This is a genomic window from Pseudobutyrivibrio ruminis CF1b, from assembly GCF_000424005.1.
Taxonomy (GTDB): Bacteria; Bacillota; Clostridia; order Lachnospirales; family Lachnospiraceae; genus Pseudobutyrivibrio; species Pseudobutyrivibrio ruminis_C.
Map to the genome: position 1 here is coordinate 169,155 of NZ_KE384121.1, position 21,266 is coordinate 190,420.

Sequence of the window (21,266 nt, forward strand, 5' to 3'; positions counted from 1 at the left end):
CTTACTCCTGATTATTTTTAAACTCAGTAGCTGCCTCGATGATACTTTCCTTTAACTCATCTGTCATATTCTTAGTCTGATTAAGCTGATTGATAATATCGCTGTGCTCCTCGTGGAAGAATGCAAGCATATCAAGTCTGAACTTCTTAATCTTCATAACATCTAAGTCACTAAAAATATGTGCATTTGCGGCCACAAGAATAATAACCTGTTCTGCCATTGAGAAAGGTCTGTTAAGTGGCTGCTTTAAGAGCTCCATAAGAGCACGTCCGTGAGCAAGCTGTCTCTTTGTTGCATCATCAAGATCTGATGAGAACTGTGTAAAGACTTCCATCTCACGATACTGAGCCAAGTCGATACGAATTGAACCAGCAGCCTTCTTCATAGCCTTAGTCTGAGCTGCACCACCTACACGGGATACTGAAAGACCTACGTTAACCGCTGGTCTCTGTCCTGCGTTAAACAGCTGTGACTCAAGGAAAATCTGACCATCAGTAATTGAGATTACGTTGGTAGGGATATAAGCTGACAAATCGCCTGCCTGAGTCTCAATAATAGGAAGGGCTGTGATAGAACCGCCTCCTGCCTCTGGAATGATTCTTGCTGAACGCTCTAATAATCTTGAGTGTAAGTAGAATACATCACCTGGGTATGCCTCACGTCCTGGAGAACGCTCGAGCAAAAGTGAAATAGCACGGTATGCAACTGCGTGCTTTGATAAATCATCATATACGATAAGTACATCCTTGCCTGAGTACATGAAATACTCTGCAAGAGCTGTACCTGCATAAGGTGCAATGTACTGAAGTGGAGCTGGGTCTGCTGCTGTGGCACTAACGATGATAGTGTAATCCATAGCACCGTGCTCCTTTAATGTATTAACAAGCTTTGCAATAGTAGATGCCTTCTGTCCGATTGCAACGTAAACGCAGACAACATCCTTGCCCTTCTGATTAATAATTGTATCTGTAGCAATTGATGTCTTACCTGTCTGTCTATCGCCGATGATAAGCTCACGCTGACCACGACCGATTGGGAACATTGAATCGATTGAAAGAAGACCTGTCTCCATTGGTTGGCTAACTGATTTTCTATCTACGATACTTGGTGCCGGGCACTCTACTGGTCTGAATCCATCAGCATCAATCTCACCCTTTCCATCAATAGGTGTACCAAGTGCATCTACGATTCTGCCAAGGAAGCCTTCGCCTACAGGGATACCAGCCATCTTGCCAGTACGTACTACCTTCGAACCTTCCTTTATATCTACGTCACGGTCGAAAAGGATAATACCGATTTCATCACGGCGGATATCCTGAACCATACCCTTGACGCCACAATCAAAGATAACAATCTCACCATAAAATGCGTGGTCGATACCGTTAACGTTAACAATACCATCACCAACCCACTTTACGATTCCGACTTCCTTATCCTTAACCTCGAAATCATCAATACTAGATCTTAAGATTGAAAGGATATTTTCATCTACTGTACTCTTCTGAACAGCCTCATTAATTCTCTGAGAAAGCTGCTCGATACGGCTCTGCTCGCTCCAGTCGTACTCCCTTGAGCCAACTGTAAGAACGAAACCGCTCTTAAGTGAAGGATCTTCTTCCTTCTTAATAAGGATATCCTCACTGCCATATTCCTTTGCAAGGAACTTTCTAATTCCTGCAAGCTGCTCATCTGTAGGTGCTGTAACATATCTAAGTGTTGCATACTCAATGTTCTCTCCCTGATTCTCAAGGAAAGCCTTGTAGTCAGCAACGATTTCACCAAATGAGTCAAAATCACTATTGTCACAGAGTAGCTTAATAAAATCTCTGATTTCACGTGGAAAGATTTTATCAACTATCATGTGCTTTTTAGTGTCAGGCACAGTAGGATCTGCGAGCTCCTCACCAATTGCTGGCACCATCTCGATGATAGATGCAGCATTCTGCAGGTGAGATCCCGCGTTTTTGATACTATGTAAATCACTAATGTAATTAAAAGACTTATCTGTCACTGTTATTCACCTGCTTTATCAATAAAATCATCAAACAACTGGCTGTCAATATCAGCCCCTGTTCTTCCTCCGATAACCTTTGCTGTAGCTTCTACAACCATATCAGCAATTTCCTTCTTTGCACTGGAAATAATCTTGTTCTTCTCGATTGTAGCCTCAGCAATAGCGTTCTCCTGGATAGTCTTTGCATCTTCCTGAGCCTCTGCAATAATCTTCTGATAGTGATTATCTGCATTCTTTCTTGCTTCAAGAATAATCTGCTTCTTCTCAGACTCAGCATTAGCAAGCTTATCCTCATACTGCTTTGCGTACTCCTCAGCCTGTCGGTTTGTCTCCTCAGCCTTGTCGTAGATTTCTTTAGCTTCTTCCTGACGCTTCTCGATGATATTATCGATTGGCTTGAAGAAGAACTTCTTAAATGCAAGACAAAGAATCAGAAGATTCACAACAGTCCAGAGTATATTCCAAAATGAAACGTTAATCATTTTTTAATCCTCTTATTTTTATATTTACAATGAAGTACTGGTTTCGATTACTGAAGCATTACGATAATCATAAGTGCGATAACGAAACCGTAAATAGCTGTTGCCTCTGCAAGGGCACAACCTAAGATAAGGTTCTTCTGAATCTTTCCTTCTGCCTCTGGCTGACGTGCGATACCTTCGCATGCCTTACCTGTTGCGATACCGATACCGATTCCTGCTCCAAGTCCTGTTACAACTGCGATACCTGCTCCAATTGCTATAAGTGTGTTCATAAATTTTTCCTCCTAGAGTTTTATTCTACTGCCTCTTTAATATATAACGATGTTAAAAATACGAAGACGTATGCCTGCAGCAATCCATCGAATAGATCGAAGTATACACTGAAGATTGCTGGGATAACTGGTGGGCATACAATCTTAAGTAATTCCATGATTACGAATGCGCCAAGTACATTTCCGAAAAGTCGCATGCACAAAGACAATGGTCTTGTGAATACATCAAGGATATTGAATGGAGTAACGATGGCCACTGGCTCTGTAAAGTTGTGTAGCCACTTTCTAACTCCGTGCTGATATATTCCTGCGCCCTCAACAAGAATGATACTCATAAGCGCTAAAGCTAATGTAACATTCAAGTCTTTTGTTGGTGACTTAAATCCAATTAATCCGATTATATTTGAAAGACCAATATATAATAGGACTGTTGAAAGGTAGACCGTGTACTGCTTAGCTTCCTCGCCTAGCATTCCGCCTACGATACTGTGCAGCTTTTCGTAGATAAACTCAGCGAAAGCCTGCTTCTTGCTGATATTTTGTGTCTTTAATCCCGTCGTTAAGAATATAGCTAACGGAATAAGAATGCCCATTACAATCCAGGTAACTACAACTGACTCCATAACCGGAATTTCATAACTACCTATGTGGAGGGTAAAAACGGCTTCACAATTTAGCTCTTCAATAAGCTCTTCTGCTAAATTCAAGAAAACACCTCCTTATCTTATTCATATGTCCTCTATTTTAGACCTTTTAGACAAAAATATAAGATACAAATTATGAATATTGTATAATGCACGACATATAGTTCTACATTAATGGATTATAGTAGAAGTTTTTGTTAGAACTGTGTTTTAAATGTTATTTTTAAAAATAAACAAATAAAGAACAGAGCAGCTTTCGCTACTCTGTTCTTGTATATACTTTTCGACCTTTTACAAATTTATCTTTTATAACAGCATCCGCATCGTTATAACACATTCTCTCTATACGTTCTCGAATCGACATGTCTCTCATAGAGCACATCTTACTGTCGTCAACAACCACTGCGTCAAAATCATATCCTGGCTTGAATGTTCCAACTTTGCCGAAGTAACTTCCACCGCCTTCTGTAGCAAGATAGAAAACTTCTTCGAAAGTAAGCGGCTTAACATTCTGATCCACCAGACGATAATACATCTTTGATGCCTGAAGTGTGATAAGCATTGTCTTAACCATGTTCATTGAAGAACCGGCTGCCACATCAGTAGCAAGGCCAATGTTAATTCCTGCATCAAGGAACTTTCTGATTGGTGCAATTCCTGATGTAAGATTCATATTTGAATCAGCACAGTGTGCTATGTAAGCTCCATGATTCTTGAGGATCTCCATTTCCTTTTCATCTGAGTGAACACAGTGAGCCATAATAGTAGGACACTCTGGTGTACCCATTGTATCGAAAAGTTCATAGGCATTTGCATAGCAGCTTGAAGCTGGAACAAGCTCCTTAACCCATGCTATCTCTGAAAGATTCTCTGAAAGGTGAGACTGAATTCGAAGTCCCTTTTCTTTTGAAAGCTCTCCAAGACCTTTCATAAGTTCATCGGAACAAGATGGAATAAATCTTGGTGTGAGGATTGGCTTCGTATTTACGTATCTACCCTCACATCTTTCAAGCCACTCTCTTGTAGCCTGAAGGGAAGCTGCTGCATCTGCCTCCTCTAAATTCTCTCCACCGTTTCTGTCCATGTTGACCTTACCAACATATGTGATAAGACCTGTCTGGTCCAGCTGATTCATGAGCTCTAATGTAGCTTCATTATGAAGAGTGCCAAATACAACAGCACGTGTAGAGAAACATCTGCGCAAATCCTCTGTAAAATAATTATATGCGCGATGAGCATACTCCATATCAGAATACTTTGCTTCCTCTGGGAATGTGTATGTAGAAAGCCACTCTAAAAGCTCTTCATCCATACCTATTCCTCGGAAGGTATACTGAGGTGCATGAACATGCAAATCTGTCATTCCTGGAATAATAAGTCTCTCGCCATAATCATAAAGCTTGAGCCCTTTATATTCCTCCGGAAGAGCAGGAAAGGCTCCCTTGCATATTCCATCGACACATACAAGGTAGCCTCTATAATATGTAGTAATATTATTTTTGTTATCGGAGAAGGCAATGCCTCCTCGCAACACAAATGATTCTTGAATCATGAATTCTTTATCCTCCTAGCGGGAAAGCTATTAGCCCTGAAGACCTCTAGCCTGTCTATCCATATCTTCAACTACGATATCGTAGATCTCGCCAAGGGTACGACAATACTCTAATACCTTCCATGGCTCGTTTGTATGATAGTGAATCTTGATGAGCTCCTCATCACCTACAGCAAGAAGGCTATCGCCTACAAAGTTCTCTGTAATGTAATCGTTGATAGCATCCTCATCAAGGTCCTCTCCTTCGATAAGAAGCTGTGTATCATATCTAAATTCAATTGACTGCTCTGGTAACATATTTTTGTCCTCCAAAAATTATTTATTAATCGTCTATAATTTAACATTTTATTCTGATTTAAGCAACGCATAGGCTCGTAACACCTCTCCAACAGACCATGCCTGTGCATAACAGCCGCGACCTGGATGTGGTTCGTCGCCATCAAAAATCTCCGAGATAGATCCGATGCAATTCTGCACAAGGTGCTTTTCTACAGGCTCAAAGAAGGCCTTTGCTTCCTCGATAGATTGAGGGCTGCCGCCACCAACCTTAAGGTAACTTTCAATAAACGCTCCTAGTAGAAATCCCCAGGCTGTGCCCTGATGATAAGCGTGGTCACGTTTCTCTAAAGTCCCCTGATATACGCCTACATACTGTGGGTCATCTACATCAAGCGAACGAAGTCCCACACCTACATATAATCTATCCTTTACCACCTGTACAACAGATTTCTCCTTTGCAGGATCAAGCATTGTAAATGGAAGGCTTACTGCAAAAATCTGATTTGGACGAAGAGATGCATCCTTAAAATCATCACCTACAACATCGTAAAGATATCCACCCTCTTCGTACCAGAATTCCTCGTTGAAAGCTTCCTTTACCCACATGGCAAGCTGGCTGCAGCCACCTGCATAGGCAAGGTAATTTTCTGGTTTGTTATGGGTACGACGTGCGATTCCTCTGGAAATCTCATCCATTGTCATCAGTGCATTGTACCAAAGAGCGTTTATCTCTACTGGCTTACCATGACGAGGTGTGACTACCTCATCATTAATGCGGACATCCATCCATGTAACCTGATCAAGTCCACTTCCGGCACGCATAAGTGCGTCGTCATCCATACCAATAGAAAATAGTGTGCCCTTTCTGTAAGCACCCATTATTTCCTGAAGACCTGGATAAATTTCCTCTTCTACAAACTTCCATGCCTCATCCGTATCTACGTATTTCAGATAATTGTATACTGCGTAGAAATACCATAAAGATGCATCTGCTGTATTGTAGAGTGGCTCCTTTCCATCATCTGGAAACATGTTTGGAACCAGTCCATTTTTAATATATTTTGAGAACGACAAAAGAATTGATTTGGCATCCTCAAATCTTCCTGTTTCAAGACAAAGACCTGTGAAGGAAATCATGGTATCTCTTCCCCAGTCAGTGAACCAAGGATAGCCAGCCATGATAGTCTTCTGTCCTGTAGACCTTCTGTCTACGATAAACTGATCTGCTGCAACAGTAAGCAGCTGAGCCAGCTCATCCTCCTCAGAGAACTCTGCTCTCTCAATCAAATCAGCAACACGCTTCTTTGCTTTTTCTATCTCAATAAATGCTGTGTCCTTTTCAATGGCAGGAAGCTTTTCAAAAGCTCCTCTCTTTTTTCCAACATTTTCACGTACATCAACTGTGCAGACAAATGAGCACCTTGCCACTCCACCTGCTTCTACTTCCATTACGAAATCGTATGGCTTAAGGTGGCAATCTAATCCATCTGCCTCGTTATCAAGCTCAAACTGAAGCTCCATATTCTCGTCGTAAATGTTGTTTCGCTTTACCATCTCGCATCCGGCACTCATTAGAGAAATGCGAACATTAGAATGGCCAACCGGCTTATAGAAGAAACCAATATTTCCACTGGCCTCATCTCTTACTTCCTGGAACACTTCCTCTGGAAGCTCCCAACGTAAATCATCCACAGTCATGTGCTGACCATGCTCTCTGAAGTTCATGAGAGGTGTGATAACAACACCGGCAGCTGGACCATTATTTTCTAACGTATATGCGATAACGCACTGATTCTTTCCATACACTAAAGATATGGTCTTTGTAAGACGCATTCCGCCTGCCTCATAGATATAAGTGATGGTGCCGTCATATTTAAAAAGCTTCAGGTGCATATTGCCCTGATTAAACTCACTGGTGTATGGACCTTTGTGCTGGGCAGTGGTCAAATCGTAGATTCTACTGCCGCACACAAGTCTTTCATTAGTCTTGGAAAATACAAGGTATCTGTCCACTGGTGGACGAAGGCTGGCAATCAAATAGCCCTGATGGGTACGCATATGAGCACCGATGACGGTGCTTCCCGCATAGCCACCAAGGCCATTTGTCAAAAGCCACTCCTTGTATAGATTAGCTTTATAGTTATTTAACTTGTCAAAAACATATTCAAAATTCATCACAATTCTCCATTCTTACCCCTCAGATAATTGTAACGATTTTGTCCTCAAATGACTACCCCTATATTAGATAAGAGAAGCTACACATTCCTCCACCTTCTTCATGTCTGCTGTAGGCTCAAAACGTGCCACAACATTACCCTGACGATCGATGATGAACTTAGTAAAGTTCCACTTGATTTCTGGGTTGTTCTTGTAATCCTTGTCAATCTTCTTAAGCATTACGCCCATAGCAAGAGCTGCAGGACCCTTACCGAATCCTTCGAAGCCCTTCTGAGACTTAAGATACTTGAATAACTCTGTAGCGTTCTCGCCATTAACATCTGTCTTCTTCATCTGTGGGAACTGTGTGTTGTAGTTAAGCTGGCAGAACTCATGAATCTCATCATCATTTCCAGGTGTCTGACCTGCGAACTGGTTACAAGGAACGTCTACTACCTCGAAACCTTTCTCATGATATGTCTCATAGATACGCTCGATATCCTTGTAGTGTGGTGTAAAACCACAGCCTGTAGCTGTATTTACAACCATTACTACCTTGCCTTCAAATTCCTTCATTGAAAGCATCTCGCCATTTGCCTGCTCTACTGATAAATCATAGAATCCCATTGTGTAATCCTCCGTTTTCATTGACTTATATTTTCGTTACTTTTTTTCTCAATAAATTGCGTGCAATCGATTTTATAATTAGATTGTACGCAATTAAATTTTATTTGTCAACAATTATTTTGTGAATTTTTATTGATTGAGCATTTATTGCCTTATCTGTTACAATAATTATAGTATTTTTATTGGGGAGGGTGATTTATGAGAAAGTCTATTTTTTCCAGGGGGATTGTCTTAAACTTTCTTAAGTTCGCATTTGTTATCTCACTATTGCTAGGATTCATTCCTGCAAATTCAATTCATGCAAGAGCAGCATCCTACACCGTTTCAGAAGCAAACGGTACACTTTTGTCCTGCAACGGTACAGAAGTCTTTGCTGACGCAGATCCAGCTACATATGTAACTACATTGACAGCTAATAGTCCTGTACTTGTAACAGGCTTAACCAGCAACGGCTACTGGCGTGTTGATATAGGAGGTTCACCTTTTTATATTTCACAGCAGGCTCTTTCCATGCAGCCAAATACTACAGCTTACAAGCTCACATCCATGGATGCCAAAGCTGCACTTGTTATGAATCTAAGTAATGGAAAGCCACTTTATTCACAGGGGGCCACAGACAGATTAGAACCAGCCAGCACCACAAAGATAATGACAGCTTTACTTACTATAGAAGCAATCGAAGCTGGCCAGTTCACTCTTGATACCCCTGTAATAGTCTCTGCTACATCTATTCAGGGAATGCCACGGGATGCCAGCCATGTTTCTCCACGTCTGCAGGCCGGAGAAGTATTCAATGTGGATCAGCTCCTTACAGCTATGATGGTAAGCTCAGACTGTCATTCGTGTAATGTTCTTGCAGAATTAGTTGCTGGTTCTGTTCCAAACTTCGTAGCAATGATGAACGCAAGGGCTGCTCAGCTTGGTTGTGTGGATACCAATTTTACAAATCCTTCAGGTTATCCAGATAAAAATATGTACACCAATGCATACAGCCTATACTTAATAGCAGCTAACGGAATTCAACATCCTTTGTTTAATAAGTACTTCAACGTTACTACTGCTGTTCTTCCAGCTACAAATCTGTGTCCTACACCAAGACTCCTTGAGAATACCGATTCATTAATTAATCCTAAAAGTGGATACTACAATCCATATGTAATCGGTGGTAAGACGGGAACTGCTAACAGAGCCGGCCAGTGTCTTGTTTGTGTAGCCAAGCAAAATGAAAAATCAGTTATTTCTGTTGTTCTTGGAGCTAAAAACCGCAAGATGTTCGATGGCAATACAGTCTCAATGAGATACTATGAAACTAACAGATTAATCAATATGGGCTTCCAAAATTATTATTTGTAAAACCTAAGAAAACTTAATCGTTTAACATTATTTTTCAATGAAAAATAACATACATTTTTCACAGGAAAGGTCGATAATATACTTAGGTATTGAAATTATAAGAAGGGAGTGTTGTCCATGATTAAAAATCTTAAAAAGTTCAACTCAATAATTCTGGTAATTCTCCTTTTTGCCACATTTAGTTTGTCCAACCTTAATGTTCAGGCTAAGCAACGTGTCATCGTTATTGATCCTGGATGTCAGGCTATAGAGAACAATGATAAAGAATCTATTGGACCAGGAACATGGAAATGGGTTTCAGAGGATATGGTTGGTGCAAAGGGCGTTACTACTGGCACGAACGAATATGACATGAATCTTTCCGTTGCTTTAAAAGTAAAAGAGCTTCTTGGTGATGAATATAAAGTTGAGCTTACACGTAGTACTAATGACGTGAACATGTCTAATTCAGACAGAGCTATGATTGCAAATACTCTTAAAGCTGATCTATATATAAGCATCCACGCAAGTGGTCCTGAGGATGATTCAAGTGGCGTGAAGGTCATTTGCCAGACAAAGGATAATCCTTATAGCATGACCAACTACAGAAACAGTAGATTGCTTGCTGATACTTTACTTGGTAGTATCACTGAGAAAGCAGCACCTAAGAAATATGAGGTGGCTGAATCTGATAAATTATTGGGGATCAACTGGTGTACAGTTCCTAATGCTGTAGTTATTATTGGAAACCTTAAAAATCAGGAAGATGACGAAAAGCTTGCAGATTCTGAATACCTTCTGAAAATCGCCGAAGGTATCGTTTCTGGAATTGACAGCTATTATTCTCAGAAGTAAATAAGAATAGTGTTTTGGAGATAGCCTTAGCGCTATCTCCTTTTTTGTTATACACGTCGAAAAAGCCACCCGCTACCCCGTTCGGTAACGAATGGCTTAATCTATTATTAGTGATACCATTATATAACTTCACGTATTTCTAATTGTGAAGATTCTGAGTAAAAACTGAGAAAAAAGTCTTAATTCTGTCCGTAGTATGCGTTTGCTCCGTGTTTACGGTTGAAATGCTTGTCGCGGATGCAATCTGGAGCTGGCTCAACCTGTGGATTTACCTGCTCTGTGAAAAGTGCCATTTTTGCAACCTCTTCAAGTACTACTGCGTTGTATACGGCCTGATCTGCATCCTTGCCCCATGTGAATGGTCCGTGGTTCTTGCAGATAACACCAGGCACATACTTTGTATTAACACCTCTCTCCTCGAATGTCTCGATGATAACCTTACCTGTGTTAACTTCGTAAGCCTCATCGATTTCCTCAGGTGTGAGATTTCTGGTACATGGGATTGTTCCGCAGAAGTAATCTGCGTGGGTTGTACCATAAAGAGGAATGTCTCTGCCTGCCTGAGCCCATGCTACTGCATAGGTAGAGTGAGTGTGAACAACACCACCAATATTCTCATATTTCTTATAAAGCTCGCAGTGAGTAGCTGTGTCTGAGCTTGGACGATACTTACCTTCTACAACTTCACCATCAAGATTTACAAGAACCATATCCTCTGGCTTTAAATCTTCATATTCAACGCCTGATGGCTTGATAGCAAAGATTCCAGAAGCTCTGTCGATACCTGAAACATTTCCCCATGTATAAGTAACGAGGCCACGCTTAGGCAACTCCATATTTGCTTCGTATACCTGTTTTTTTAATTCTTCTAACATTAAAGTTCTCCTATCTCCAGTTCTCTACTGCAGCTGCCTCAGCCTTAAGAGCCTTCTTGTACTCTGCAATCCACTCATCGTAACCCTTTACCATCTCTGGATCTGGCTCCATTGTTGTAGACTCCTGTCCTGCGAATACTTTCTCATCAAGATAGCTCTGGAAGTCCTGAGCCTTGTCATCACGGATGCAGTAATTTGCAAGTACTGCCATACCCCAAGCGCCGCCTTCACCAGCTGTAGCCATTACAGTGATAGGTGCATTTAAAGCTGCTGCAAGTACTGACTGTCCAACACCCTTTGTCTTGAAGAATCCGCCGTGTCCTGTAATAGACTTGATGTTAACCTTCTCCTGCTTTAAGAGAATGTCGTTACCAATCTTAAGAACACCAAGGGCTCCGTAAAGGTTTGAACGCATAAAGTTTGCAAGTGTAAACTTGGCATCTGGCTGACGAACAACCATAGGACGTCCTTCGTTTACACCAACTACTGGCTCACCACCAAAGTAGTTGTATGATAATACTCCGCCGCAGTTTGCATCTTCTGTAAGAGCCTTGCGATAAAGAGTACCGTAAATATCATTCATAGAAATATCTACACCAAATGCATCAGCAAACTCCTTAAAGATACCAATCCAAGAGTTAAGGTCTGATGTACAGTTGTTGCAGTGTACCATAGCTACTGCCTCACCTGTTGGTGTTGTTACCATATCGATTTCCTCGTATGGCTTAGAAAGAGCCTTCTCAAGTACAACCATAGAGAATACAGATGTACCAGCTGATACGTTACCTGTTCCAACAGAAACAGCATTTGTAGCAACCATACCTGTACCTGCATCACCTTCTGGTGGAGCAAGTGGGCATCCTGGCTCGAGCTCTCCTGTAGGATCAAGAAGCTTAGCACCTTCTGCTGTAAGAGTACCAGCATCATCACCAGCTACAAGTACCTCTGGAAGAAGATCCTCAACCTTTGTGCTAACACCGTGTGCTGCTGCAAGCTTGTTGAACTTCTCAAGCATAGCCTTGTCGTACTGGCATGTTGTTGAGTCGATTGGGAACATACCTGATGCTTCACCAACGCCTGCAACTTTTCTGCCTGTCATCTTATAGTGAACATAGCATGCAAGTGTCATAAAGTAAGCTACATTTGGTACATGTGGTTCTTTATTAAGGATGCACTGATAGTAGTGTGAAATACTCCAGCGCTGAGGCATGTTGAAGTTGAGTTCCTTAGAAAGTTCTGCTGCTGCCTCTCCTGTAATTGTGTTTCTCCAAGTTCTAAATGGAACTAAAAGATTATCATCTTTATCAAATGCAAGATAACCATGCATCATAGCTGAGAAGCCAATTGCACCAAGCTTTTTTAGCTTTACATCGTACTTGTCGCTAACGTCTTTCTTAAGCTTAGCGTAGCAGTCCTGAACACCTTCCCATACCTCTTCAAGTGGGTATGTCCAGATACCGTTATCAAGGTGGTTCTCCCACTCATGATCTCCCTGCGCAAGAACCTTGTTCTCCTCGTCAACTAAAACTGCCTTAATACGTGTTGAACCGAACTCGATTCCGAGGGCGGTACGTTTACCCTCCGCGATAATTTCATTAATATTCATAAATTATTTCCCCCAATAATTTAATTTTTACTCTCCAAATACTGCGATATAGTCTTTCTGGAATTTCTCAATTCCTGCAGTTGTAAGAGGATGATTAATCATTGTCTCAATTACAGAGTATGGTACTGTTGCAATGTGTGCACCTGCAAGTGCGCAGTCTGTAACATGAATTGGATTACGAACTGATGCAGCAATAATCTCTGTCTCATATCCATAGATGTCGAAGATCTCTGCGATATCACGGATAAGATCAATACCTGCCATGTTGATGTCATCAAGTCTACCAAGGAATGGTGAAACATATGTAGCTCCAGCATTTGCAGCAAGAATAGCCTGGTTTGCTGAGAAGATAAGTGTAACATTTGTCTTGATGCCCTCAGCTGAAAGAACCTTTACTGCCTTAAGACCTTCTGCAGTCATAGGAATCTTTACAACCATGTTTGGATGCATAGCAGCAATCTCACGACCTTCCTTAATCATACCTTCAGCGTCAACTGTAGTAGCTTTAACCTCTCCTGAGATAGGTCCATCAACGATTGAAGCAATTTCCTTAAGGATATCTTCCTGAGCACGTCCACCCTCTTTAGCGATAAGTGATGGGTTTGTAGTAACTCCGCAGATTACTCCAAGATCATTTGCCTTCTTAATGTCCTCAATTTTTCCAGTGTCAACGAATAACTTCATTTCTTTTCTCCTTCTTTCTACTGCTCAAATACTTGAGCCATATTTTTAATCAATTGTGTCTGTGATAACAATTCTAGTACTACGTTAAAACCTCCACAATCAAATTAATGACTAACTAATGGCAAGATTTTTACTTTCCATACACAAGACTTCCAAGTGCAAGGTCGCGCTTAAAGTCACGAATCTTTGTATCAGCGTCAATGTAAACCGCCTCAATTCCCATAGCTGCAGCCCAGTCACCCATCTGCTCAGCAGTAAGATCATATGTAAATGCTGTGTGATGAGCGCCACCTGCAAGGAGCCATGCCTCTGTTCCTGTATAGAAGTCTGGCTTTGGTGTCCAGAAGTTGATAGCTGTAGGAAGCTTTGGAAGTGGCTTCTCAACCTTCTTGCAATCAACATCCTGAATAATAAGACGGAAGCGATTTCCTAAATCGATAAGAGAGGTAGCAATACCCTTGCCTTCCTTTGACTGGAATACAAGACGTGCTGGATCTTCACGATTTCCCATTGAAAGTGGCTGGCACTTAATCTGAATTGGGCCGTCAGAAATAGTTGGGCAAATCTCAAGCATGTGAGCCTGTATAATACCTTCCTTGCCCTTTACTAGGTTATATGTGTAATCCTCAAGCATTGAAGTACCCTTTGCATCCTTCATGCCTGTAGTCATTATCTTCATAAGGCGAACCATTGCAGCAACCTTCCAGTCACCTTCTGCACCAAAGCCATAGCCCTTCTCCATAAGTCTCTGAATAGCAAGACCTGGAAGCTGCTGTAATGCGCCAAGGTCACCAAAGTGTGTTACGATTGCCTGATAGTTCTTTTCCTCAAGGAATCTCTCAAAACCAAGCTCAATCTGAGCCTGAACAGCTACATGTCTTCTAAACTCCTCAGGATTACGTCCCTCGAGACAAATATCGTATTTACCATAATATTCATCTACAAGTGCATTTATATCTGACTGAGAAACTGCTGCAACTGCCTCTGCAATTTCATTTACTGGATAAGCATCTACCTCCCAGCCAAACTTAAGCTGAGCCTCTACCTTATCTCCTTCTGTAACTGCAACGTTACGCATGTTGTCTGCAATTCTCATTACACGGATATGGCTTGACTCTACTACACCTATTGCTGTGCGCATCCATGATGCAAGCTTCTCCTGAACTTCAGCGTCCTGCCAGTATCCAACTATTGTCTTTCTCTCAACACCCATTCTTGAAAGGATATGAGCATACTCTCTGTCACCATGAGCGGCCTGATTTTCATTCATGAAATCCATATCCATTGTCTCGTATGGAATCTCACGGTTGTACTGTGTGTGTAAGTGGCAAAGTGGCTTTCTAAGCTCCTGATGGCCAAGAATCCATGACTTTGCTGGTGAGAATGTGTGCATCCATGTGATTACACCAGCACATGTCTCATCATTGTTTGCCTCGTTAAAAGTACGTCTGATTACTTCGTTTGTAATCATTGTTGGCTTCCAAACAACTTCAAATGGAAGCTTTCCTGATTTGTTAAGACACTCAACGATTTCCTTTGAGTGTGCTGCTACGTGTGATAAGCACTCATCACCGTAGAGATCCTGCGAACCTGTGCAGAACCAAAACTTGTAGTTAAGCTGTGTCTTCATAAAAATTATCCTCCAATACTACAAAAACTATAGTCCTTAAAAAAAGAATACAACTTGTACACTTTTATGCACAAGTTGTATTCCTTATCAACAAATTCGTTATAAAATCAATAGTTTTCCACAGTAGACATGTTTATTCTAGGGTGTACAAGTTACACGGTGCTTTTCCTCTCCACCAACTCAGGTGTCAGCAAAACCTGAGCATCCTTCCTGCTAATACTTCCCTCAATAAGTCCTATAAGGGTCTCAGCAGCCCTGTGCCCAAACTCTTCCTGTGGATGAGAAATAGTGGTGATTCCCCTGCTCTGTGACAACAGTGAATTATCAAACCCTGTCACCGATATGTCCTCGGGTACATTTCTACCAATATTTTTAAGTCCCTTAATTACATCTGCCGCAATCTCATCGTTGTAGCAAACTACCCCATGAAACGCCAGTCCTTTTTCTATAAGTCCAAGTATACCTTCCATAGGCTTCATGGTTCTGTCCTTGGTGTGAAACCAAATTACCATATCAGGGTCGTAAGCAATTCCGGCATCCTGTAGAGCTTTCACATAGCCCTTGTGACGAAGAATTCCCTGAGTATCATCTGCCTTAAAAATACCTGCTATACGCTTATGTCCAAGCTTTATCAAATGCTCTGTAATAAGCCTGCCACCTTCCACATCATCAAGCATTACGTGTGGTCTGTCCATCATGGATTCATAGCAGCCCTGGATGAAAACATAAGGTATTCCCATGGCATCCATCTGGTCATACAGTACCTGATGCTGACAACTGATGGCGCTTTGGCTAGGTTCAATAATCATGCCGTCTATGTTCTTTGAAAGCAGCTCCTCCATACACCAGGCCTCACCCTTACGGGAATTGTTAGTAGTCTTCAACAGAATACTATAGCCATTGTCAGACAGGACCTGATTGATTCCCTGAATGACTCTTGGGAAAATATAGTCCGACATGTAAGTGGAAACCACGGCGATATTCTTGCTCTTTCCTCTCTTTTGAAGACGCTTAGCCACAAAGGTTCCACTGCCATGTTTAGCATAGAGATAGCCCTCGTCTATGAGCTTTCCCAGGGCCTTACGCACAGTCTGTCTGGTGACATCATAATCAAGGGCCAGCTGATTCTCCGAAGGTATCTTCTGCCCCGGCTCATATTTACCAGAATTTATTGCCTTCTTTATATCTTTAATTATCAATTCATTCTTCGCTTTAACCATAGATTAATAATAACAAAAGAGCTAAGGAAAGTTAATTCCTTAGCTCTTAAAATAATCTTATAAAGTCTTGATTCTCTCAATAGCTCTTGCAGTATTTTCTGCTGAACCGAAAGCTGTCAGTCTGAAGTAACCCTCACCTGAAGGACCAAATCCTGCACCAGGTGTACCAACAATCTGAACCTTCTCAAGAAGATAATCGAAGAAGTCCCAAGATGTCATGTTGTCTGGAGTCTTTAGCCAGATGTATGGAGCGTTAACACCACCATATACCTCGAAGCCAGCGTCCTTAAGACCTGTGTAGATTGTTTTAGCATTGTTCATGTAGTAGCCAACCTGCTCTTTAATCTGAGCCTGTCCCTCTGCTGAGTAAACAGCCTCACCAGCACGCTGGATGATGTATGGTGCACCGTTGAACTTTGTACCGTGACGACGAGCCCACATAGCATTAAGTGAAGCACCATCAAATACAAGATCCTTAGGTACTACTGTGTAGCCAAGACGAACACCTGTGAAGCCTGCGTTCTTAGAGAATGAGTGAATCTCGATAGCGCAAGTCTTTGCACCAGTACACTCGTAAATTGAGTGAGGAACATCAGCCTCTGAAATGTATGCCTCGTAAGCCGCATCAAAGATAATAAGACTGCCGTTCTTATTTGCATAATCAACCCAAAGCTGAAGCTGGCTCTTTGTAAGAGTTGTACCTGTAGGGTTGTTTGGAAGGCAAAGATAAATTACATCTGGAACTTCCTTAGGGAACTCAGGAACGAATTTGTTCTCTGCAGTTGTTGGCATGTAGATAAGATCTGACCACTTGCCAAGCTTCTCATCGTAAGTACCAAGACGGCCTGCCATAACATTTGAATCAACGTAAACTGGATATACTGGATCACAAACTGCAATCTTAACGTCTGGTGCGAAAAGCTCCTGAATATCAGCTGAGTCGGACTTAGCACCATCTGAAACGAAGATTTCATCTGCAGAAATATCGCAGCCTCTAGCCTGGTAATCATTCTTTGCGATTGTCTCGCGAAGGAATGGATATCCTAAATCTGGAGCGTAACCATGGAAGGTAGAAGCGCTTCCCATCTCATCAACTGAATCGTGAAGAGCCTTAATCATTGCTGGTGCAATTGGCTGTGTAACATCACCAATACCAAGTCTGATGATATCTGCATTTGGATTAGCCTCGCTGTAAGCTGCTACCTTCTTAGCAATTGTAGAAAATAAGTAGCTGCCTGGAAGCTTCTGAAAATTAGTGTTTACCTTAAACATGTGTACCTCCTTAAGTGACCGAAAAACTATCGGTTAACAATTCTCTTAACTATTCTGTCATATGAAAGATGTCCACCGAATAAGTCCAAAGCTGAACCAACGGTGAAATCCATATTATTATCAGAAAGATAGCTGATAAGCTCGATGTCGCCATAATCGGAAACACCTCCGGCATATGTAACCGGCACCTTTTTATATGATGACAACAAACCAACTAAATCTCTGTCTATACCATTTTGTCTGCCCTCTACATCTGCTGCATGAACTAAAAATTCATCGCAGTAGAAAGCAAGTTTATCAAGGAAATTATATGTAATAATTTCGTCTGTTCTCTTCTGCCATCTGTCAGTAACAATGTAGAATTTGTCGTCTACTCTTGTGCATGATAAATCAAGAACCAGATGCTCTCGACCTACCACCTTAGACAGATGTTTTAATGCGTCGTAATCAACGCGACCACCATTAAATACAAATGAAGTTACAATAACGTGGCTGGCTCCGGCCTGGATATAATCCAAGGCATTTGTGTCGTCTACACCACCGCCATATTGTAATCCGCCAGGGTAAGCTTTCAGGGCCTTAATTGCCGCTTCCTTTGATGCCTCGTATTCCTTAGTACCCTTCTTGTTGAGATTAATAATATGTCCACCCTTGAGACCATCTCGCTTGTAAAGATTAGCATAGTAGACTGCATCTTTATCTGCTACAAAATTCTCCTGAGGATGACCGTTCTCCTTCCACAAATCTGAAATTGTGGAACCAACGATTTGCTTGACCTTACCATCATGAATATCAATGCATGGCCTGAATTCCATACTCCCAAAATCCTCCCAGTGAAATTTAATTTCCAGCGCTCTTTATCACGCTAAAGTAAAAATCACTTCAAAGTATAACTGTCTACGGCTGTACTTTCAATGATAGTTTCGTAAAATTTGGTAGCAATTTTCAATAAATATTCGGTATCTTTCACACCTGCTGTCTCATAAGGTGAGTGCATGGCAAGCTGAGCCAAACCGATATCCACGCCGTTAATAGACACGTGGGCATTTGAGATATTTCCAAGTGTAGATCCACCTGCCACATCAGAACGGTTTACAAATGTCTGGAATGGCACCTTTGCCTTCTTGCAAATTTCTGAGAAAATGCCGAATGCCAGACCGTCTGTCATGTACTTCTGATTAGCATTGAACTTAATAACCACACCCTCATTCATATATACCTTGTTAGTAGGATCGCTCTTCTCAGCATAGTTTGGATGAAGTGCATGAGCATTGTCAGCTGATACCATAAATGAATTTGCGATTGTTTCAAGAAGCTTTGAATTGTTTCCTTTCATCGCTTCGTTTATACGAACCAAAGTATCATAAAGGAATGTAGAATCAGCACCCTGCTTTGTACCACTGCCTACTTCCTCGTTATCAAATGTTACATGAATCTCCACAGCCGAATCATTGTTCTTCGCATTTACGATACCCATCATTGAGCTGTATGCACACTGTAAATCATCAAGACGTCCGATGGAAATGAATTCATCTTTTGCGCCCCATACGCGACCAGCATCTCTGTTATATAAGAATAAATCAGAGCCAACGATGTCATCAGCCTTCACGCCAAGAGACTCTGCCACAAAATCCTTAAGATTGAACTTTTCGTCCATGGAAATAAGTGGAAGCAAATCTTTCTGTGCGTTGTATTTGTAGCCGTCATTTGCCTCGCGATTCATGTGAATTGCAAGGGATGGAAGCATACATAAATCTCTGTCTAAATTAACAAGCTTTGTCTGAATACCAGTCTTTGTTCTGACAATGGCACGGCCTGCAATAGAAAGAGGTCTGTCAAACCAAGGTGCCATAAGCATTCCGCCATAGCGCTCTGTATTGAGCTTTACATAATGACCTTCCTTCATCTCTGGCATTTCCTTGATTCTGAATGTAGGTGAATCACTGTGTGATGCCATAATCATGAAGCTCTTGTATTCCTTCTTTGGCATTCTGAATGCAAGAATTGATGAACCATTTCTTGTAACGAAATAATTGCCACCAAGCTTAAGCTTCCAGCTGCTTGCCTCTGTCAGCTCCTCAAAACCGGCATCTAAAAATATCTGACGCTGATTAGCTACAACGTGAAACTGTGATGGACTCTTCTCTATAAAATCAAATAAACCCTTTACTGTCTTGTTCATTATTTTTTCCCTTCTTTCTTTACTGAATATCCAAATGTGCCCTGAGGCTTTGTCAATCCATAATAAGTGCCATGGCTGTATGCCAAAAGTCCTGCTTTTTCCAACTCGAATTTGCCTGTCTCATTCATATATTTTTCATCTGCATGAACACAGAGAACATCTGCCACAAACATAGTGTGACTGCCATACTCATGAACCTCGCGAACCCGGCATTCGATGTTAACTGGAGATTCCTCAATAAGAGGAACATTTATCTCGTCAGCCTCCACCTTATGAAGACCGCACTTTTTAAATTTATCTACATCTTTTCCAGATGTAACACCGCAGTAATCTGTAGCAAATGACAGCTCCTCTGTGGTGAGATTAATAGCAAACTCTCCTGTCTCCATAATCATTGGATAGGAATGTCTGCTAGGTCTAACTGATATATATGCCATAGGCGGATTAGTGCAAACTGTACCTGTCCAGGCAACAGTCAAAACATTGTCTTTCCCATCTTTTCCGCGGCAGGTGACCATAACCGCTGGAAGTGGGTAAACCATATTTCCTGGTTTCCATTTTTGCTTTGCCATAAGCACCTCCTAAACGCTCTAAATCTATACCAATATACCTTAATTCCCTAGTAAAAAAAAGAGGTTAAAATGCAGGCGCGGAATTCTACATTTTAACCTCTAAACCGAAAATCGGGTAATACTTTCTTATTCATTCATCATCTCAGAGAAAGTACCCATATATACATTTCCCTTACCAAGAATAAATCCCAGATCATCCATGAAAGCTTTGGTCTTAGGGTCATCAGCAAAACCTCTGCCCTTAAGCTCCTCTAAGAACTGCACTCCAAGTGGTGAATCGATAATATAATCCTCATCCACCTCTGGATCATCGAAGCTTCGATTCTTCACATATTCACCTCGGAATTTCTTATATTCTGCAGCCTCAATGCCATCGTATTTCATCTCATCTCTCTCGATGATTCTGATACACTCAAGCATATCTTCCGCATCATTTAATGCATTATGGGCTACATGACCACCAAGTCCACAGATAGTCTTCATATCTGCCAGTGAAAGATTGGCATCCAAACCACCTGTGATATCCAGACTCACGTCCTTTTGAATATTCTCAAAAGTGCTGATAAATTTTGCCACGCTTCTCTTGAGAGGCTTCTCCAGATTTCTTGACTCAAAATCTCTCTGGAAATTATTTTTATCGCCACCCCAGACGCAAATCTTACCAACCTGCCATTTCTTAATAAGGTCAATAAGCTCTGTCATAACATCCTCGTAACTAGGTGCGAATTCAAGCTCTTCATTTGTAAGGCCTGTAAGCTCTGTAATAAGAGGTGGAAGCTTATGTCCTCTGGTAAGCTGAACAGTAGAATAAAATCTGTCCAACTCCTCATGCTCTGGATTAGTAATGACCACTCCCACAGAAATAACATCCTCAATCGAGGTCTTTTTAAATCTGGCACTTAAGTATTCGGCATCCAGGAATGCTTGATTCTTTCCTTTGAAGCCTAATGGTGCAGTCTGACTTGGCCCCTTTTTCTTTGTAGTTTGTTTTGCTGTGTTAGTGCTCACTAA

Annotated in this window: 20 protein-coding genes; 2 read left to right on the top strand and 18 right to left on the bottom strand. The window is 41.4% G+C overall.

Annotated features, from left to right (window positions below):
- Position 1: 1 nt before the first annotated feature.
- The 8 genes from atpA to G592_RS0115060 form a co-directional block, all read right to left on the bottom strand.
- Entirely contained in the window at positions 2 to 2,011 is a 2,010-nt protein-coding gene (atpA, locus tag G592_RS0115025) for a F0F1 ATP synthase subunit alpha (RefSeq protein WP_051194963.1), read from the bottom strand.
- A 2-nt stretch (positions 2,012 to 2,013) separates the two neighbouring features.
- Positions 2,014 to 2,496, bottom strand: a complete 483-nt coding sequence (gene atpF / locus G592_RS0115030; protein ID WP_028248523.1) for a F0F1 ATP synthase subunit B — start codon at positions 2,494 to 2,496, stop codon at positions 2,014 to 2,016.
- Positions 2,497 to 2,543: 47 nt separating this feature from the next.
- The gene (gene atpE / locus G592_RS0115035; RefSeq protein ID WP_028248524.1) at positions 2,544 to 2,768 is read right to left on the bottom strand and encodes an ATP synthase F0 subunit C; all 225 of its coding nucleotides are present in this window, start codon (positions 2,766 to 2,768) and stop codon (positions 2,544 to 2,546) included.
- 20 nt (positions 2,769 to 2,788) lie between these two features.
- A complete protein-coding gene (locus G592_RS0115040) occupies positions 2,789 to 3,475 on the bottom strand; it encodes a F0F1 ATP synthase subunit A (RefSeq protein WP_028248525.1) in 687 nt (228 codons plus the stop codon).
- A 196-nt stretch (positions 3,476 to 3,671) separates the two neighbouring features.
- Positions 3,672 to 4,964 carry an amidohydrolase family protein gene (locus tag G592_RS0115045; protein WP_330365478.1) on the bottom strand — a complete coding sequence of 431 codons (1,293 nt, stop codon included), beginning with the start codon at positions 4,962 to 4,964 and terminating at the stop codon, positions 3,672 to 3,674.
- A 30-nt stretch (positions 4,965 to 4,994) separates the two neighbouring features.
- On the bottom strand, positions 4,995 to 5,261 hold the full coding sequence (locus tag G592_RS0115050; RefSeq protein WP_028248527.1) for a hypothetical protein: 267 nt from the start codon (positions 5,259 to 5,261) through the stop codon (positions 4,995 to 4,997).
- Between the two features lie 48 nt (positions 5,262 to 5,309).
- Positions 5,310 to 7,418: an amylo-alpha-1,6-glucosidase gene (locus G592_RS0115055; protein ID WP_028248528.1), complete on the bottom strand. Its 2,109-nt coding sequence runs from the start codon at positions 7,416 to 7,418 to the stop codon at positions 5,310 to 5,312.
- Positions 7,419 to 7,484: 66 nt separating this feature from the next.
- Positions 7,485 to 8,027 carry a glutathione peroxidase gene (locus G592_RS0115060; protein ID WP_028248529.1) on the bottom strand — a complete coding sequence of 181 codons (543 nt, stop codon included), beginning with the start codon at positions 8,025 to 8,027 and terminating at the stop codon, positions 7,485 to 7,487.
- A gap of 198 nt (positions 8,028 to 8,225) precedes the next feature.
- On the opposite strand from G592_RS0115060, the gene G592_RS17255 reads away from it, so the two are divergent.
- Entirely contained in the window at positions 8,226 to 9,380 is a 1,155-nt protein-coding gene (locus G592_RS17255; protein ID WP_051194964.1) for a D-alanyl-D-alanine carboxypeptidase family protein, read from the top strand.
- 117 nt (positions 9,381 to 9,497) lie between these two features.
- Positions 9,498 to 10,214 carry an N-acetylmuramoyl-L-alanine amidase family protein gene (locus G592_RS16750; RefSeq protein WP_051194965.1) on the top strand — a complete coding sequence of 239 codons (717 nt, stop codon included), beginning with the start codon at positions 9,498 to 9,500 and terminating at the stop codon, positions 10,212 to 10,214.
- Between the two features lie 179 nt (positions 10,215 to 10,393).
- On the opposite strand, the gene G592_RS0115075 is transcribed toward G592_RS16750, so the two are convergent.
- The 10 genes from G592_RS0115075 to G592_RS0115120 all read right to left on the bottom strand — a co-directional run bounded on the left by G592_RS0115075 (position 10,394) and on the right by G592_RS0115120 (position 21,263).
- Entirely contained in the window at positions 10,394 to 11,089 is a 696-nt protein-coding gene (locus G592_RS0115075) for an L-ribulose-5-phosphate 4-epimerase (protein ID WP_028248530.1), read from the bottom strand.
- A gap of 10 nt (positions 11,090 to 11,099) precedes the next feature.
- On the bottom strand, positions 11,100 to 12,695 hold the full coding sequence (locus tag G592_RS0115080; protein ID WP_028248531.1) for a xylulokinase: 1,596 nt from the start codon (positions 12,693 to 12,695) through the stop codon (positions 11,100 to 11,102).
- A 27-nt stretch (positions 12,696 to 12,722) separates the two neighbouring features.
- A complete protein-coding gene (gene fsa / locus G592_RS0115085) occupies positions 12,723 to 13,379 on the bottom strand; it encodes a fructose-6-phosphate aldolase (protein ID WP_028248532.1) in 657 nt (218 codons plus the stop codon).
- 130 nt (positions 13,380 to 13,509) lie between these two features.
- A complete protein-coding gene (gene araA, locus G592_RS0115090) occupies positions 13,510 to 15,009 on the bottom strand; it encodes an L-arabinose isomerase (RefSeq protein WP_028248533.1) in 1,500 nt (499 codons plus the stop codon).
- Positions 15,010 to 15,161: 152 nt separating this feature from the next.
- Positions 15,162 to 16,229: a GntR family transcriptional regulator gene (locus tag G592_RS0115095; protein WP_028248534.1), complete on the bottom strand. Its 1,068-nt coding sequence runs from the start codon at positions 16,227 to 16,229 to the stop codon at positions 15,162 to 15,164.
- A gap of 57 nt (positions 16,230 to 16,286) precedes the next feature.
- Positions 16,287 to 17,501: an LL-diaminopimelate aminotransferase gene (locus G592_RS0115100; protein ID WP_028248535.1), complete on the bottom strand. Its 1,215-nt coding sequence runs from the start codon at positions 17,499 to 17,501 to the stop codon at positions 16,287 to 16,289.
- Between the two features lie 26 nt (positions 17,502 to 17,527).
- Complete coding sequence (gene hisA, locus G592_RS0115105) at positions 17,528 to 18,316, bottom strand: phosphoribosylformimino-5-aminoimidazole carboxamide ribotide isomerase (RefSeq protein WP_028248536.1); 789 nt, start codon at positions 18,314 to 18,316, stop codon at positions 17,528 to 17,530.
- Between the two features lie 62 nt (positions 18,317 to 18,378).
- Positions 18,379 to 19,683: a M18 family aminopeptidase gene (locus G592_RS0115110; RefSeq protein ID WP_028248537.1), complete on the bottom strand. Its 1,305-nt coding sequence runs from the start codon at positions 19,681 to 19,683 to the stop codon at positions 18,379 to 18,381.
- A complete protein-coding gene (locus G592_RS0115115) occupies positions 19,683 to 20,255 on the bottom strand; it encodes a flavin reductase family protein (RefSeq protein ID WP_028248538.1) in 573 nt (190 codons plus the stop codon). The genes G592_RS0115110 and G592_RS0115115 overlap by 1 nt, the downstream gene beginning before the upstream one ends.
- 126 nt (positions 20,256 to 20,381) lie before the next feature.
- Positions 20,382 to 21,263: an exonuclease domain-containing protein gene (locus G592_RS0115120; RefSeq protein ID WP_028248539.1), complete on the bottom strand. Its 882-nt coding sequence runs from the start codon at positions 21,261 to 21,263 to the stop codon at positions 20,382 to 20,384.
- Positions 21,264 to 21,266: the final 3 nt, after the last annotated feature.